Source organism: Acidiluteibacter sp. (genome assembly GCF_055129545.1).
In genome coordinates, this window is record NZ_JBSRUB010000027.1 from 96,830 (window position 1) to 114,807 (window position 17,978).

The following is a 17,978-nucleotide window of genomic DNA, read 5'->3' on the forward strand; positions in this document are numbered from 1 at the left end:
TTTTTCCACTCGCTTACTTCACAATCAACTTTTTCGTTTCTCCCCCATTCTCTCCAACAACCTGAACAAAATAGATTCCCTTGCTCATATTTAAGAGTTGCAAGGCCTCTGTTTGTTGGTTTTTATCAATGATGGCAACTCTCTTTTCAAGCATTAATTTCCCTGAAATAGAAAACACTCGAATCATATATTCTCCAATAGAAGAATTGTTAAACGCTAACTTAACATCTCCATTTGTTGGATTTGGATACATCAGCATTGAAAAGGTTTTTTGTTCTAATTCAGGAACACTGATCAACAAATTCAATTGAATATCATCAATTCCAAACCCATCCAGTTGATTTGTTCCATTGGATTGAAAAGTAAACCTCAACTTCACATTGGCATTGCCACTCAACCCTAATATTTCGTTAGAAACGGATATCCAACCATTGTTACCTTGCGATTGTCCCTCCCAAACTTGGGTGGTACTATTGTTGTAAAAATTATTCGCAGTTAATGAAGCCGCTACTTTTTGCCAAGTATTGCCGCTATCTATCGAAGATTCTAGCCACATTTTATCGTTTGATTGCTCTGAGTTATAGCTCGTAAAAAATTGAATTTGTAAGGGCTGAGAAGCTTCAATTTTTGATAAATCCAAGGAAGGCGACTCTAAATAGGAAAGCTCGTTTGCATTATAATTTCCATTCAAATTAGTCACCCAAGCATTAACTCCAGTATTAGCTGCGGATATAAAACTCGAATTGGGTTCACCCCATTGCCAAGAAGAATTGGTTCCATTGGTGGTCCAACATTGATCTCCAATTTCGAAGTTGTAGATTTTTGAAGAGGAATTCAGATTAAATACATCTCCTCGTTTTCCAACAACAGTATACTCTAGAGTATCATTCTTTGCATATTCGTCTCCAATTTGACCATTTACACTTGTTAGCCAAGCTTTAAAATGAATGGTATCCTTTTCATTAATTGAAAACCCACCCAATGGAATTTCACCAACATTCCCATTTACAGAAAGGTAATTTTCTATGATAGAATTGTAGCTTTTTGAGTTCTGCACCACTCCATTTATTTCATAATTTACAATTAGGCTGTCGATACGATTAAACCCTTCGTTGGAAACAAAAAGGCTTAAAGGATAAGTTCCGGGACATAAAGCAGCTGGGACATTGAACGAATCAATACTTACTTCTAGATTTGGCTGAGTAAAAGCGATTGCTCCACGATCCAAAGCCATTGGATTACGAGGTGCTCCGTAAAAATCCTCGGTGACTTTGCTATTTGGTTTACCTGTACCCTTCAATCTGTAATTAAGTGGACTTAAATCACCGTTTTCAAGGTCTTTGAATTTTGGGTCTACCGTTATATCATTCTCGCCATATGATACATCTTGAAAATCGCGAATATTTTTGAAGAACTCATCTCCATCGAAAGCATAAAAATTCTCATTTGAAGATTTCATATAGACATTGTTCCACTCCACCTTAGCACCTAAATTTGAAAGTCTGAAAGCATAGTTTGAAACAGGAAATCCCTGCAAGAAACTCCCTTTAGAAATCTGAATGATATTATTGCTTATTTCAATACCTCTAGTAAATTCATAAAAGGAATTAAAACCTCCCACATTTATTCCTATTGATGGCACATCCGATTTAATCAGAGAAATGGTATTGTTTAAAACCTTTTCGTTTTTTCCTGATCGGATGGTTAATCCTGTTGCAAGACTATATGAATTGACGTCATAAATAATATTATTCATAATGTAATTCTCACTACCTAGTTCAGGAGAGTTATTACTTTCAATTCCTGTAAAACTAATAGCCAATATACCTCTTCCCTGAATATTATGTATAGAATTTCGTGTAGCTACTAAATTTGAAGATGATACGATAGATATCCCAATAACATCTCTAGAGCTAACTAATTTTGATAACTCATTTCCTTGTATTAATCCATTGTCAATGGATCGGATCGAAATTCCTGAAGTAAAAAACTTTTCAATTATATTATCCTTTATCACAACATCTTTAACCGTAACGAAATCATTTCCCTCAACATTAATAGCTATATTATTGTAAAGTACTGTGTTTCTAAGAAACTTAAGATTTTTACCTGATGTCGAGGTCAAGTAGAAATCTCCCTTGGAAACATTTATTCCAACAGAACCACCACTATACACCGAGTCTGAATAGATTTTACAGTCTGAGATCTCAATATTATCGACATCAGTTAATCGAATACAAGAACCAACTCTATTCTCTATGTTTATAAAAAGATCATTGACCAAAACATCTTTACAATCTATAAATCCAAGTGCTGCAATCGCAGTTTTAGCTTGATTATTATAAATTAATTGTTCTCCATTTCCAAAAATCTTAAGCGTGTCATTTAATGATTTTGGGATAGCATTAAATAAAGCAGTTTCAGTATAAGGGCCAGAACCTTGAACGATATTTAAAGTGACATTGCCACACATACCCCATTTTGAAATTGTAGTTGCAAAATCAGTTAAAGATCTGAAGTTTTTCGCTGAAACTGGACTATTGGCATCTAATGAATAGCGACCTGATAATGGAGGTCGATATTTTTTGATAAGGGTATCATTAAGCACATTATCGTCGTTAATCTGTCCATTGGGGGATGTAATCCATGCCTTTAACTCGACAACACTTAATGGGTCAAAGGAATAACTACCTAATAAAACAATGCCTTGGTTTCCCCCAGCAGAACCTATGGTATCTATCGCAGCTTTGTAAACAATTGTTGACTGTAACACATTGTCTATTGACCAATTAAATACTAAACTGTCTATTTTCGTTGATCCATTATTCTGAACAACAACGTAGTTAATAATCCCTCGGCATGCAGGAAATTGCAAATCAAAAGATTGAATAGATGCATCTAGAACTGGAGACTCCATTAAAATTGCCCCAATGTCATTTTTAAATGAATTTCTGACTTCTCCATTAAAATCATCTAAAACTAGTGGATTAAATAATCCCATAGCGCTTAAAAGAGCGTTTGTAGGAGAATAGTTATCAGAAACTGAACTCTTAAATACTGGGTCCACTGACAAATTTGATTCTCCCACCTCCAAGGCTTCCAACTCTTCTAGTGTCACACTCCTGCTACCAAGGGTTACCAAACTTTTAGCTCCTGTTCCAACCGAGTTCACATAAATATTATTGTTTCTTAAGGCAATTGGATTTGTTACTCGACTAGAATCCTTTGGATCCATCAATTGCCTCAAACCATATTTCATCCCACTTCCTCCTGATGTAACTGAAATAAGGTTATTTTGAAATTCCATTTTGTTGGCTACATCTTCCACGTAGATTCCAGTATAATTAACATCAGGAGCATTTGTCCCGTCTAAAACAATAGTATTGTTAGCATAACTAATATAGTCGCTGCCAAAATCATAAATTCCGATAGCAATGCTATCCACTCGAATTTTATACACTAAATTATTGCTTACTATACCGGATTGATTATAATTACCGTAACTTCTAATATAAAGTGCCGTAAATTGAACCCTTTCAAATAAGGTATTCATTCCAATATTGTGGATGGCATTTTTATTTACCTTTAGACCATAACAATCCCAAATTTCTATTCCATTAACTGTTTTATCATAACCAAGTTTTGCATGGTGAACAGAATTACTTTCAACAATTACATCTCTTACACTTGATATATGTACCCCTGTTTCAGTAAAACCTCTAAATGAATTTTGATTCAATAAAAACCCACTGGCTGTCAAATCAAGTAATCCGGAAACATAAAGAGCTTTCCCTCCACCATATAATTTATTCCCAATAAATTTTACATCCTTAAAATATGATGGATAAACAACATGAAAAAAATTCCTACTTTCCGGTTTTTGACCTATTCTTACACATGAAATGTTAGCGGAATTGGCAGTAGAGTCCACTTTAAAAACACAATTGCTAACTACTATATTATTCACATTATTCAGAGACATTGCATCTCCGTATTTAATTCCAGTGGATTCTATTATTAAACTATCTATTGTTATGTAAGATGAATTCTCAATTTTAAGCGTTGATGTATTGGTGTCTGCATTCATAGAGAAAATAAGCGACTCCCCATTTCCATTGATGATTAATTGTCTGTTGGGAGCTCCTTTAAAATCCTCTAAGCTCACGCTTTCCAAATATGGCCCTGAACCCGAGACAACATCTACAGTAATTGAACTACAAATTCCTATATCAGCAATCTTATCAAACAAAGCAGAAAAACTAGTAAAGTTGGTTGCAGAAGAAGTTGCATTCGAATTAATTGTATAGTTCCCACCAGTTAATGAGGTGTGTACCTTTTTTTCTAAAGTATCGTTATAGTTTCTAGTATCTAAAACTCCATTTGGTAATGAAGTCCATACTTTAATTTCATTTTGATTTATCCCAGTAAAAAAGAAATTCCCTAAACTAACTTTTGCTTCAAAGGAAGCTAAACCACCAAGAGTGTCTATAAAACCTGAGAAATTAACCGGAGTTTGAAGAATTCCATTTACCGACCAATTGACTTGAGCAGAATTGATAACATTCTTACCGTAATTAGCGATTGTTGCATAAACACTCTGACTTCCTTCACAGATTGTCTGAGTAGAATCGAGTGACTTAACTACTAAATCATTTAACCCTTTAGTCAATACTGTGTAGTAAACTCCTCCGATGAAGCTCGTATTTAAATTTGCAGTCGGTAATACATTATTAACCCTATTCCACCCAGAACCACTACCGACAAATGGTTCAAATGAAATTACACTATCGTTAATTGGAGACAGCACACCTTTATGAATACTAATGCCAAAACCTGCGGTATATTTATACCTTCCAACATAAAAGCCAAAACTTTTACCAGCAGGTATTACTATCCCACTTGGGATTTCAATTGCAGCCATTCCGGCCTCACTGGAAGCAGTCACTTTTATAATTTTATTTTTCCACACTCCAATGTTAGCATCAAAATCAGCAGTATCTGGAGTCGATAAGATAGGAGTTTCCTTGTACCATAATTCAACATTTAAATAATTGGAAAGGAAAATTGGGAAGTAAATAGTATCTAACCTAATAGTTTGATTCGAACTTACATTAAATAAACCCCCTATTGAAAAACTGCTTTCGTCGGGCTTTACAGAAGTAGTAACCTTATACTGAGCAACTGAGTTGTTAGATAAAGTAAAAAAGGCAATTAGGAAAAAGAGAATCTTCCAGATTCGCTTCATAGAATAGCTATTTGTCATTAGTAGTCGTTTATTGTCTAATTATCAAAGGACAACAAGTTTAACTAATTCTGTTGAATAATTACCTTCAAAGATTTAAATTGAGGCTATTAAAAAGTCTTTCCTACTTCCCTTTCCCTGTAATTTTCCAGCCAATCCACGCCATAGGAAGATAAGCAAAGCCTAAATCAAGAATAGAAAACCAAAGCGGTGATGGTACTTGAAATACCATAATAATTCCTCCAATCAAAAAGAGACCTCCGATTGCCAAAGAGAATTTTAATTGATGACTAGCAGCAATCAATGATGCCAATAATGCTCCAACCAATGTTCCTAAAGCATGAGCAAGAAAAGGAAAAATGAAATGCTTCATTTCAAACAATTCCATAGTTGCTTTTAACCCTTCCATAGTGGTTACATCTGCACCTTCAGGTGGTGGAATTATAGACCCACTAATGGTAATTAAGCCCATATTGACACTGGAGCCAACAAACAAGCCCAATACAACGGCCAATATATTTCTTAGAATTATTTTCATCTGTAAAAGAATTAAATCAAATTGACGCTAAATGTATAAAATGAAGGTTACTTCTCCTAATTATCTCCATCAATCATTCTACCCAATCCTCCCAAGATAGAGCCTTCTCCTTTTGATGAACCACCCATTTTAGGTGCGTGTTGAATAATCCGATCAGCCAATCGAGAGAAAGGTAAACTCTGTAAATAAACAGTTCCAGTTCCTTGAACTGTAGCTAAGAACAATCCTTCTCCTCCAAAAAACATGGACTTTAAATTTCCTGCTCTTTCGATGGAGTAATCTAAACTTGGCGAAAATCCCACAATACAACCAGTATCAATCAGCAAAGATTCATTGTTCAATGTTTTCTTAACAATGGTTCCTCCGGCGTGCAAAAATGCCAAACCGTCTCCTCTTAATCGTTGTAGAATAAACCCTTCGCCTCCAAAAAATCCGGCTCCGAAGCGTTTTGTAAAGGCGATGGAAACTTCAGTGCCTTTGGCTGCACATAAGAAAGAGTCCTTTTGGCAAATAATTTCTCCTCCTATTTCTTTCAAGTCTAATGGCAATATTTTACCCGGATAGGGTGCTGCAAAACTTACTTCCTTTTTGCCAAAACCATTATTGGTAAAGTGGGTTAAAAACAACGATTCTCCAGTTAACAAGCGTTTACCAACACTGGCTAATTTGCTAAACATTCCTTGATTGGGGTTCGAGCCATCTCCCATTTTAGCCTCAAACTGGATGTCTCTATCCATCCAGTTCATGGCTCCTGCCTCTGCGATTACTGTTTCTTGGGGGTCTAATATTACGGACACCACCTGCATGTCGTCTCCGTGAATTTGATATTCTATTTCATGTGATCTCATATTGTCGTTGTTTTTGCTTCCAAAATAATCCATTCACTTCAATTTTATCAATTAAAAATACATCAGCGGTAATCTATGATTTCGCTGAATTTTCTTTTACTCTAAATTTTACAATTTTTGAAATCAATTCCAATGGCAAAGAATTGCCCAATGGAAACTGAACAGCGCCTTTTGAATTTTTATAGTTGGAAACCTCATCAACAAAAGCAGTCAATCCAGAAGGAGCAGGATAGAACCCGATGTGATTTTTATAAGCTGCAAAATGCACTAAATTGCCATTCAACTGAAAGGTGGGCATCCCGTAATTGATTACCTCCTTTGCTTCGGGAGCTGCGGTTTGAATTGTTTGTCTCAATGTATTCAATAGCTGTTGAGTCGAATCCGGAAATTGAGCAATGTAATCTTCTACATTTTTGGGTTTTGGTAACTTTTCTTCCATTTCATTACAATGATTTATTCTTTTACGATCTTCCCATTGAGATACATCGACTCTTTAATGACATTACCTTCCTCATCATACTTGATTGAAGGGCCGTTTTTATCGCCATTCAAATTATAGCTGACCACCTCAGCGATTTGTCCATTTTTATGGAATTGATGCCATGTGCCAATCGTGTAATAATAGTCTCTACTGTAGCTCATATTGTGTTTTGCTTTCACCCCAATGGATTTAAGCGTTCCATTACCATAACTTTTTTCAATCAATTTTAATTCATTAAACCGATTGTCACTTCTAAAAAACATGACTCTAGAAATATAACCATCTAACGAACTATCAGATGGCAACTTACAAATCGTTTTTTCAAGTTGGTTCCTTTCTAAAGGTGCACCTCTAACAATCTCATTTTTATTCAATTCAGCATATCTTGCGACTAAGAGTTCATAGCCACCGTCTGACTTCCTTATAGAATCAAACTTTTCATTAAACGCTTTATCATTGAAAAATAAATCATTCAAGTTAGACTTTGAAAGATCATATAAACGGCCATTATTAATGTCTAAAACCCCCGCCGCTTTTCTATTACTTTGTTTGACAACAGCAACGTTACCTTTTACGACAGGCACTGGGACTGCATTGCCATTCATAACATAATCAATGTAGCAATACCTTCCTAGATAACCAAACTTTACAAAATTGGTATTAGAGGATATGGAAAAGTTGGTGTTGTAATAAACATTTTCTCCATCACAAAATCCAAAGACTTTACTTGTTTTATAAGTGTGTTCCTCATTTTTCCCTATTCCATAATAGGTAATAGAACCACTGGTGCCAACAAAACCATAATATACTTGGTCAGTAAGAATCTTTCCAGAATAGTCTAATGAAGGAGAATTAGATTTAAACTCATCGAAAGTGCTATACACTCCCTTTTTCAAAACTACACCAGAATCAATTATCAATTCTTGTGAAAATAATGTGTTAAAACCAAAAAAGGCAATGAGGAGTAAAAAGTATGATTTCATGTGAACTAGTTCGTTTTTAGTGATTCAAACTTAATAAAAAGCAACAACTGATTTTCAGGTTTTGTATTAAAAAATGAGTACCAGTTGAATTAAATTCATCCTTTAATCAACCAATTCTCCATCAACATACATCAATTCTTTAATCACCTTCCCTTGATCATCATACTCGATGTTTCGTCCATTTTTTTTACCCAATAGATTATAGTTGACTTCCTCTTTCAATTGTCCATTTTTATGAAAATGATACCAAGTACCGATGTCGTAAGGGTAATCTTCATTATTTCCATTTTCATGCTTTGCCCAAATTCCAAAAACCTTCATTTGATCATTTCCATAGTAGCTTTTAACGACCTTCATTTCTAGAATCATTGGGTCATTTAAATAACTTAACATTCTATTTTCATAATCAAAAAGTGTTGAATCTAAAGGAGTTCTATAAATCAGATGGTCAAGTCGAGTTTTATCAGGAAGTACACGCAAAATTTTATCTCGATGAATCTCAGAATATTTAATTAACAGTTCTTTATAATTAGAATCAGTGGCTTTAATATCTGCTAATTTTTCAGTTAAAGAATCATTCTTAGCAAATAATAATTTCAATGTTTTTTTATTTATTTCATAATGCTGCCCATCATTAATGTCTATTATTACTTCACTTTTAAAACTATGAGAACTACCTACAGAAGACAGACCTCCGTTCACTCCGGGTGCCATATATGCACTACCTCTATCAACTCGCTCGAAGTAACAATAACGTCCTAAATAATCAATTTTTACAAAATCAATTTTTGAAATCAAGGAAAAGTTTGTATTGACATAAACATTTTCTCCATCACTGAATCCATACAATTTTCTAGTTTCAATGTCACTATCAAAAGTCCCTTCAATTCCATAATATTTAATAGAACCACCTAGTCCTAAGACACCATAGAGAACATTTCTATCAACGATTCTCCCTGAGTAACTAATTGACGGACTATTCGACCTAAACTCTTCAAAGTTTCGATACACTCCTTTTTTCAACACCACACCAGAATCTACAATCAATTCTTGTGAGTAAAGTGGATTAAATCCAATTATGACAATCAAAAAGGAGAAAATAAATTTCATGGGATATAGTAATTTCTTAGGAAGTCAAACATACTAAAAGTCAAGAACTACTTTACAGTAGCAACTTCAAAAATAGAAATATTAAAATCACAACTCACTTGAATGGATTCAATGGTTTTAAAATGAATCAATTGGACAGCAGAAGCACTCCAATAATAGGGCGTCATTTTTAGCAAATTCAAAATGGAATCATTGCTTTTTAAGTTCAATACAAAAGAACAGTGCTCAGTGACAACTTTCGTGAACGGTTCTGGAATCTTTTCCAAAATAGTTCGTTCATGTGGTCGGAATTCATCGTACACCAATTCGGCTATTTCCTTCATGTGGTTCTCTGCAGGACTTACAATCAACAACTTTCCTTCTTCAGCTAACACCCTTTGAAATTCTGCTGCATCGAAAGGTGCAAATATGGAAACAATTAAATCCACAGAATGATCAGCCACAGGCAGATTAAACACAGAACTCACAAAGTAAGTGGCCGATTTGTATCGCTTCGCCGCCAAACGAACCGCATATTTTGAAATATCAGTTCCATAAACCTGTGGAGACAAAGATTGCAACTGTTCAGCTATTTTGTGGGTGTAATACCCTTCTCCACAACCAGTGTCCAAAATAGTCGCCGCTTCTTTTTCTATTAATTCAGACTGAATGAGTGCTGCCACTTCATCAACCAATGGTTCGTAATGCCCTTCTTCTAAAAAATTTCTCCGAGAAGAAATCATCACCTCATTGTCGCCTGGGTTCTTTGATTTCTTCTGATTGACTGGCAACAAATTCACATACCCTTCCTTAGCAATATCAAACTGATGATTGTTTTCACAACCATAACTTCGGTTTTCAGTTGGTTCAAGAGGAACTTGACAATGTGGGCAAATCAAAATAGACATAATGCGAAATTCGGGAGAATGATTGATAGATTGGAATTTTTAAATGATTTTTCAATAAAAGTAAAATCAAAAAACAATTGCCTCTACCTTTTTTTGTTTTGACTGTCCTTGAAGAAAATGAATTATAGCTCAAAATGGAACTTTAGAGAGATGGAGAAGTTCCGATTTTAAGAGGAAATCACTCCTTCGAAGTTAAGTTTCATGAAGAGAAATAATTTATTTTCTTCAAAGACTTGACCTTTTGGTTCTTTTGGGTCAAACCAAAAGAACATAAACTAGTATTATAACTAACCATACTCCTGTTATGGCTTGAGAGTTGATATTTTAACTAAAACCACCACACTTTCTTCTTCAGCTATAATCTTCAACACTTCACTTTCTGATTCTTCCACCACAAACACATCACCTTGGTTCAACAAAAATTCACTATTTATTTCTATCGCTCCTTTGTACAAATAAAAAATCAACCAATTGGAAGAACCTTCGATTATGACTTCCTCCCCTTTTGAAATCTTCAACACTTCAGTCGTGTTCGAAAATTCGGATTTAGTAATCACATTAAAGTCCACACAAGTCCCTACCGATTTAGTACTCCAATCTCCTTTAAAGAAATCTTGCTCGAAAGGTTTCAATTCCTTTTGATGATGTCCTTCGTGTGAAATCTGAATGCTTCCATCAAGAATGAGTAGTGTTCGGTCAAACCCAACAAACGAGCTAAATGTGGATTCTCCCACCTCCACTTTCGCTGTGCTTATTCGAAAATCAAAATTCCGATCTGCGACATTTGATCCAGTAGGAAAAATAAACAACTGCGTGGTGCTTCCTCCAGACCATTGAGTGGATGTGTGAGCTTCGGATGGAATAAGTTGGGTTTTCATGGAATGATCGATTCTTTTTTAAAAGTAGCTAAAAGTTATATCCATGTAATTTATTTTTTTGTCTTTAAAAATAAATTTTACAGTGATTAATGCCGATTGTTAAAATTAATAGTCGAATGATCTGCCTAAGGCAGAGAAATTGGAGGATATAATTTTTCATTTCGGTATTAATTCCAACCCACTTTTCATTGCATCAAAAATCTTTTCTACTTTAGTTGCCAGAAAAAAACACAAATGGATTTACACTACCTCGATTGGATCATAATAGCAGCCTATTTTCTACTTTCACTTGGTATTGGATTGTATTACAAAGCCAATGCAGGCAAAGATTTAAGTCAATTTTTCTTAGGTGGTCGGAACTTACCTTGGTACATCGCAGGTATTTCCATGGTGGCCACTACTTTTGCTGCAGACACGCCTCTTTGGGTAACTGAAAAAATTGCCCAACATGGTATATCCGGAAACTGGCTGTGGTGGAACATGCTAATTGGAGGAATGTTAACCACTTTCTTTTTCGCCCGTTTATGGCGAAGAGCAGATGTATTGACAGAGCTAGAATTGATTGAAATCCGCTACAGCGGAAAAGCAGCCGCATTCCTAAGAGGTTTTAAATCCCTCTACATGGGAATCTTCTTAAACGTAGTGATTATCGGTTGGGTAAATGCGGCATTGGCATCTATATTAATTGTCTTTTTTGACATACCAGAAACTCAGATTCTATATGTCATAGGTGCTTGCATGTTGATAGTGGCCTTCTACTCTACTCTTTCAGGTTTTATGGGTGTCGCCATCACGGATACGGTACAGTTTTTTATCGCCATGATTGGTTGCATTATTCTAGCTTATGTCGTTTTAGACACCGAACAAATTGGCGGCATCGCCGGCTTGAAAGCTCAATTACCAGCTTGGCGTTTTGACTTTTTCCCTAAAATTGGAGAAGGGACTTCTACTTTGGACACCATCGGAACTTACAGTATTTCAATTGGTGCATTTTTAACTTTCGGTTTGGTGCAATGGTGGGCAAGTTGGTACCCAGGAGCTGAACCAGGCGGTGGCGGTTACATCGCTCAACGAATGATGAGTGCTAAAGATGAAAAGAATGCCGTTTTCGCCACTTTATTCTTCCAAATTGCACATTACTGTTTGCGTCCTTGGCCTTGGATTATTGTTGGGTTGTGTGCGTTGGTTTTATATCCTGATTTAGGGCCTGAAGAAACCAAACAAGGTTTCGTATTGGCGATGCGCGATTACTTGCCAGTTGGATTAAAAGGATTATTACTTGTTGCTTTTTTAGCAGCTTATATGAGCACCGTTTCCACTCAGTTAAACTGGGGAGCCAGCTACATCACCAATGATTTCTACAAACGCTTTCTAAGAAAACCTGAAACATTTAAAAATGAAGAGGAAGAAAACAAGCATTACGTAAAAGCAGCAAGAATCAGCACTTTATTAATTGTGTTGATTTCCATTTTTGCCACATCACAAATCGAAACCATTGACGGAGCTGCCAACTTCTTAATAGAATGCGGAGCCGGTTTAGGAATGGTTTTAATCCTTCGTTGGTATTGGTGGAGAATCAATGCATGGAGTGAAATCACAGCATCCATTGCGCCGTTTTTGGGCTATACTTTATCCAACTATGTATTTCATTTCGAGCACCCAACCAACTTCTTGTTTACCGTTGGTTTTTCGACCGTTTGTTGGTTAACCGTTACTTTTTTAACTCAACCAACGGATTACGTTCACTTGGCGAAATTCTACAATAAGGTCCGCCCTGAAGGAAATTGGAAACCATACAAACAAAAGGATTCGGAAGAAAAAGGCACCATTTTTCCTTTATTGATGTGTTGGTTAAGCTCTGTGATTATGACTTATGGAATTTTATTCTTTATCGGTTCACTCATCTTCCAAAACTATGACGACGTGATGCTTTACGGTTCAATTAGCTTAGTCAGCTTCATTGTATTGAAAGTATTCATTTCAAAAAGTCATGTTTTTGAGAACTAAAGTCCTAAAAGCTGATTCAATTGTTCTTTTTTAGAGCCTGAAACAGGAATTACTTCATTGTTTAGTAAGGTGATGTATCCAGATTTCCCTTTACTCAAACGACTCAATTCTTTTAAATTGATTAAATGAGAATTGTGACACCTAAAAAATTTGGATGGATCTAACTTTTCTTCATAATGCCCCATTCTTTTACTAGCTAAAATTGGCGCATGGGTTTTGGATACAATCTTTGTATAACTGCCATCTGCTTCCATTCGAATAATGTTTGCCACATCGAGAATTAGGTAGTCTTCTCCGTCGTAAATAGATAATGTATCACCGTACTTTTCAACAGCACTAACTTGCTTTTTTTTCTCTACACTTAATAATTGAGTTGCTTTTCTGACTGCCTTAATCAACTCATCACTCATTACTGGCTTTAAGATATAATGAACCGCATTGGCCTTAAACGCTTCGAATGCATAATGCGAATAGGCCGTTATAAAAATCACAATGGTATGGTGCGGCAAATTAGCATGCTCTATAAAATCAAACCCATTTAATTCAGGCATTTCTACATCCAAAAACAACAAATCATAAACTTCCGTCTTCACATGCTCGAGGGCCTCAGAAGCTCTCGTAAAAACTGTAGTGCTAGTTATTTCGAAACAATTCTTTTGAATCATTTCTTGTAAATGTTTTGCCGGCAACGGCTCGTCATCAATTATTAATGCCCTCATTTGGTATTCTTTTAATGTATATTGTCACTTTAGTCCCTAAAACTAGGTCTCCGCTTTTCAAATCTTCAATCACCACTTCTGATTTCCCTACTTTGCCATGATGCAACGCTAATCGTTCTTTTATAATTCTTATCCCGTGTGACTTTCGTCCATTTTTATCGTTCCGCTTAAATTTACTAACCGCTTCTCGACCTATCCCATCATCTTGAATCACGACCTTTATAAATGGATCTTCTCTTGTTACAGTTAGCGTCAGCAATCCTTTTCCAACTTTATTTTTCAATCCATGATGAATCGCATTTTCTACAAATGGCTGGATAAAGAAAGGTGGAATCAAATCATTAGAAATAGTTGAAATTCCTGAAGCATCTATTTTATATTCAAATTTATTCTCTAATCGAAAACACTCCAGTTGAATATAATCTTCTAAAAACTTTAACTCTGTTTTAATGGGCTGATAATTCTGATTGGATTGATCCAAGATACTGCGCATTAACTTTGAGAATAAATCCAAAAATTGATTGGCTTTTTCATTTTCATTTTTCAAAATTAAATACTGAGCCGATGCTACAATGTTGAACACAAAATGAGGGTCCATTTGTGCCCGTAACGCTCGTTGCTCTGCCATTAATCGATCAATAATTAAGTCCTTTTCTCGCTTTATTATTCTAAATCGATAGGTAATCAATTCATAGCCAATAAATATAATTAACAAAATAGATCCAAGAATAAAATACCAAGTTTTCCAATATGGAGGAGAAACCTCAAATCGCAGTGTTTTGGAAGCGCTCCAAGGTTGATCTTCCAATTGAGCTTGAATCTCAAATTGGTACTTCCCAGGAGGTAAAGTGGTATATTGAATATATACTTCATTGGTATAACTCCAGTTATCATTCAATTCTTTCATCCGATAACGGTAGCGCACTTTCTGATTCTTATAACTGATTCCGATGTAAGAGATTTGAATAAACCCTTCATTGTATTTCAACTCAAAAACAGAATCAGCTGTGGTGATGACTTGATCATTAATTTTCAATGTAGTAATAACCAATCGAGGACTAGACAAAGGCCGATCCATGATGTCTTTAAATTCTACCCGAAGAATTCCTTGATTTTTTGTACCAAAATAAACCGTTGACTCATTGCAGCGTACCTCAGTAGAACTGAATCCGTATAAAGGTTGATAAACTGACATAAAAGTTCCTGATGGATGATTGGACAAATCGGAAGTTGTGAATTGAAAACTGCCTTGATTGGCAAAAACCCACAATTCTTCATTGCTTTTTTCAACTAATACCGCTCCTTTGATTTGCAGCCCATTATAAGTTAAAGGAATAAGAGAATCATTATGCAGAAAATGTACTCCCTTATTTCTCAGATTCAACCACAATTTACCATCAAATGCGATAGATTGATTCACTCCGTTCGCCAACAAGGGAAATTGAGCAGCCAAATTGGTTATTTGGTCGTTAACAACTAAATAATACCCATCAATACAACTTACCCACGCAGTATCATTCTGAACCAACACATGATATATAAATTCAGGAAAAACAGGTGAAGTATAAACAATACTGTCTTGCTTTAAGTAAAAGAATTGTCTATTCGCTATTCCCACCGTATAATCTTCACTTTCTGCGGCATAGTCATTCAACCTAAAAATAGTTCCACTACTGGCAGTTTGAAGTGATGAAGTATTTACCTCCTTCCACCCGTTATTATTACTGAAGTAGATTTTGCCACGTTGAGTCACCCAGCGGACTTCTCCATTTTTTTGATGTTGTATATCATACACATACCTCTCGCAGTCAATGGGCAGTGTCAAACTATCCATCTTATTAGTAACGATATCAATACTAGAAAATTTACAACCTTCTTTACCAGCCAATAATTTGGTATCGATTAAATCGAAAGCATAAACATTGTTACTTAGAATTAATCCATTTTCTTCATTGTAATATTTCAGATAGTGATTAGAAATTAAGTTTAATCCTTTCTCTTCAGAATAAACCCATAGCCCTCCTTCATAATCCTCTGCACTTAAAATACTCGTTGTATTTTTAAAATATACCGTTGGAATTTGACCTTCAATCTGACCATCTCGATAAAGTTTCACTCCATTTTCCACTGTGCTAATCCACAATCCATTTTCAGTGTCTGAATAAACATTTAAAACGGCATGTTTATATTCAATTTCTTGAAAAATTTGATTTCGATCAAATGATATGAGATTCCCCCTTCCAGATGAATAAATAAAATTCCCATTGTTCAATTGTGTGATTGCATTGGGATAGGCGTAGATATCCTTCTTAATTTCAATCTGGTCTATCAATTGTAAGTCAGCATCAAATAGATAAAACTGCGCATCCTTTTCGTCAGATCCATTGTTCTCAAAACGAGACAACATAAACGGTAATTTCCCCTCTCTTAAAATACATGCAGTTCCGAACAATTCATTTCCTTTTTCTTTGAACGGATAAGTTACTTCACCATTTTCAACAATGGCGTAACCAGACTTTTTAAATGAGATATGCAATCGATTTTGTTGATCAAAATAGAGATCCGAAAATCCATTCTGAACATTCAATTTTATTAATAATTCATTGTATGCGTAAGGGCGAATTGAATCTCCTTCTATATAAAAGATTGCACCTCTGTAATCAATAATAAAAGGCTGACTACTATTGTCTTCATAAAACCGAAGCAATGTACCATGGGGTACATTCTCGGTATTAATTTCTTGAAAAGTTTGACCATTATAGCGAGTAACTCCTGAATGATGTACAATCCAAATATTTCCAATAACATCTGATTTTACATCCATTATTATTCCACTTCTATCATACCCATTATCGGCATTAAAATGACGAACTTTTGGCATAGGTGATTGCGCAGAAGCTTGCTGAAACAGACTGAAAATAATTAAAAAAGGAAGGAGTAGCAGTTTCATGCAAAATAGATTTGAAAAACGAAAATAGGAAATCAAATGCGATAAGGAACTGTTTAATTTGTCAGATTAATCAATGTTTTCGGCAAAAATGAATCATGTATGAACCAATTATTCCCAACTATGAATCGAAAGTTTCCAAATGTGAATTTACATTGTTGTTAACTTTTTGTAAATCTAAAGAATAGGACTTTCTGTATAAATTTGAAAGGATGATTAAGATAATCTAGTTTTATTGCGACAATTTTAGAGATTTAATTATCTTTACCCGACAATTGAAAAATGGTCTAATTAAATATTTAATTATTTGCTAGTTATGCAAAACACTTCCCTTGGCAACATCACTAATGGAGCACTTAGAACAACATTTGCTGTAATCACTCTTGGATTAGTTCTTTCTATAGCCTCTTGTGCTGAAGGCGAACAGAAAGCCGAAGTAAAAGAAGAACAAGAACAACCCAAAGATAAAAACAGTGGAACAATGTTTGAAATTGAAGGAAAAGTTTTCAGTATTCCTTCTCCGATTCAGACTGCATTGCTTTTAAAAGATGCAGGAACAGCCTTTGATGGTTCAGTTTTGAATCCGACCACTAATATTTCAAAATATACTACGTCAACAAAAAGAGCTATAAATCTTGGAATCTATGGAGCAGACTTAGGATATGTGACTATTTTTGATCAAACACAATCTTCTATTTCTTACTTAGCGGCAACAAAAAGTTTGGCTACAGATTTAGGAATTGCTAATATTTTTGATGCAAAAATATTGGCTCGTTTTGAGAAAAATATTGGCAATAGAGATTCTCTATTGAGTTTAGTTTCTGATGCATTTAAATCAACCGACCAATTTTTAAAGAAAAATCAACAGGAACAATTGGGTGTATTAATCCTAGCCGGGGGATGGATTGAAACTTTGCATTTCGCAACAAAAATTTCTAATAGTTCAGGAAATCAAAAAGTAATCGACCGTATTGGAGAACAAAAAATTACATTGGAAAACTTAATGAAATTATTGTTAACCATTGAACCTACGGAGGACGTCACACAATTACTAGGAAGTTTACAAGAATTAAAAGACATTTATAAAGATGTAAATTACGGTTACGAATATAAAGAGCCAATCACTGACGTAGAAAACAAAACAACGACAATCACTAGTGTATCAAAAATAGAAATGAGTGCTGAAACTTTGAAAAATATTTCAGACAAAATCTCAAGCATCAGAAATAATATCACTTTATAATGAATACAAACTCGATGAACAATCAATCGCTAAGATCTCTTATATTTTTTCTTCTTCTAACTGTTGGCAGTCAATTCAATTCTTTTGCCCAATGT

12 protein-coding genes are annotated in these 17,978 nt (G+C 35.0%); 2 read left to right on the top strand and 10 right to left on the bottom strand.

Annotated features, from left to right (window positions below; genetic code table 11):
• Positions 1-13 precede the first annotated feature (13 nt).
• From ACTB0X_RS14350 to ACTB0X_RS14385, 8 genes are all read right to left on the bottom strand, one after another.
• The gene (locus ACTB0X_RS14350; protein ID WP_463025740.1) at positions 14-5,263 is read right to left on the bottom strand and encodes a T9SS type A sorting domain-containing protein; all 5,250 of its coding nucleotides are present in this window, start codon (positions 5,261-5,263) and stop codon (positions 14-16) included.
• Positions 5,264-5,366: 103 nt separating this feature from the next.
• Positions 5,367-5,780: a hypothetical protein gene (locus ACTB0X_RS14355; protein WP_463025741.1), complete on the bottom strand. Its 414-nt coding sequence runs from the start codon at positions 5,778-5,780 to the stop codon at positions 5,367-5,369.
• A gap of 56 nt (positions 5,781-5,836) precedes the next feature.
• A complete protein-coding gene (locus ACTB0X_RS14360; RefSeq protein ID WP_463025800.1) occupies positions 5,837-6,628 on the bottom strand; it encodes a TIGR00266 family protein in 792 nt (263 codons plus the stop codon).
• Positions 6,629-6,701: 73 nt separating this feature from the next.
• Positions 6,702-7,067, bottom strand: coding sequence for an iron chaperone (locus ACTB0X_RS14365; protein WP_463025742.1), 366 nt, complete (start codon positions 7,065-7,067; stop codon positions 6,702-6,704).
• A gap of 14 nt (positions 7,068-7,081) precedes the next feature.
• Positions 7,082-8,092 carry a toxin-antitoxin system YwqK family antitoxin gene (locus tag ACTB0X_RS14370; RefSeq protein WP_463025743.1) on the bottom strand — a complete coding sequence of 337 codons (1,011 nt, stop codon included), beginning with the start codon at positions 8,090-8,092 and terminating at the stop codon, positions 7,082-7,084.
• A 102-nt stretch (positions 8,093-8,194) separates the two neighbouring features.
• Positions 8,195-9,202: a toxin-antitoxin system YwqK family antitoxin gene (locus tag ACTB0X_RS14375; RefSeq protein ID WP_463025744.1), complete on the bottom strand. Its 1,008-nt coding sequence runs from the start codon at positions 9,200-9,202 to the stop codon at positions 8,195-8,197.
• Positions 9,203-9,249: 47 nt separating this feature from the next.
• The gene (locus ACTB0X_RS14380) at positions 9,250-10,089 is read right to left on the bottom strand and encodes a putative RNA methyltransferase (protein ID WP_463025745.1); all 840 of its coding nucleotides are present in this window, start codon (positions 10,087-10,089) and stop codon (positions 9,250-9,252) included.
• Positions 10,090-10,391: 302 nt separating this feature from the next.
• The gene (locus ACTB0X_RS14385; protein WP_463025746.1) at positions 10,392-10,967 is read right to left on the bottom strand and encodes a HutD/Ves family protein; all 576 of its coding nucleotides are present in this window, start codon (positions 10,965-10,967) and stop codon (positions 10,392-10,394) included.
• 234 nt (positions 10,968-11,201) lie between these two features.
• Here ACTB0X_RS14385 and ACTB0X_RS14390 point away from each other — a divergent pair, with 234 nt between their 5' ends.
• A complete protein-coding gene (locus ACTB0X_RS14390; RefSeq protein WP_463025747.1) occupies positions 11,202-12,974 on the top strand; it encodes a sodium:solute symporter family protein in 1,773 nt (590 codons plus the stop codon).
• Here ACTB0X_RS14390 and ACTB0X_RS14395 read toward each other — a convergent pair.
• Positions 12,971-13,693 (bottom strand): LytR/AlgR family response regulator transcription factor, encoded by a 723-nt coding sequence (locus ACTB0X_RS14395; protein WP_463025748.1) that lies wholly within the window; start codon positions 13,691-13,693, stop codon positions 12,971-12,973. The genes ACTB0X_RS14390 and ACTB0X_RS14395 overlap by 4 nt on opposite strands.
• A complete protein-coding gene (locus ACTB0X_RS14400) occupies positions 13,674-16,643 on the bottom strand; it encodes a sensor histidine kinase (RefSeq protein WP_463025749.1) in 2,970 nt (989 codons plus the stop codon). The genes ACTB0X_RS14395 and ACTB0X_RS14400 overlap by 20 nt, the downstream gene beginning before the upstream one ends.
• A gap of 313 nt (positions 16,644-16,956) precedes the next feature.
• On the opposite strand from ACTB0X_RS14400, the gene ACTB0X_RS14405 reads away from it, so the two are divergent.
• A complete protein-coding gene (locus ACTB0X_RS14405; protein ID WP_463025750.1) occupies positions 16,957-17,883 on the top strand; it encodes a hypothetical protein in 927 nt (308 codons plus the stop codon).
• Positions 17,884-17,978 lie beyond the last annotated feature (95 nt).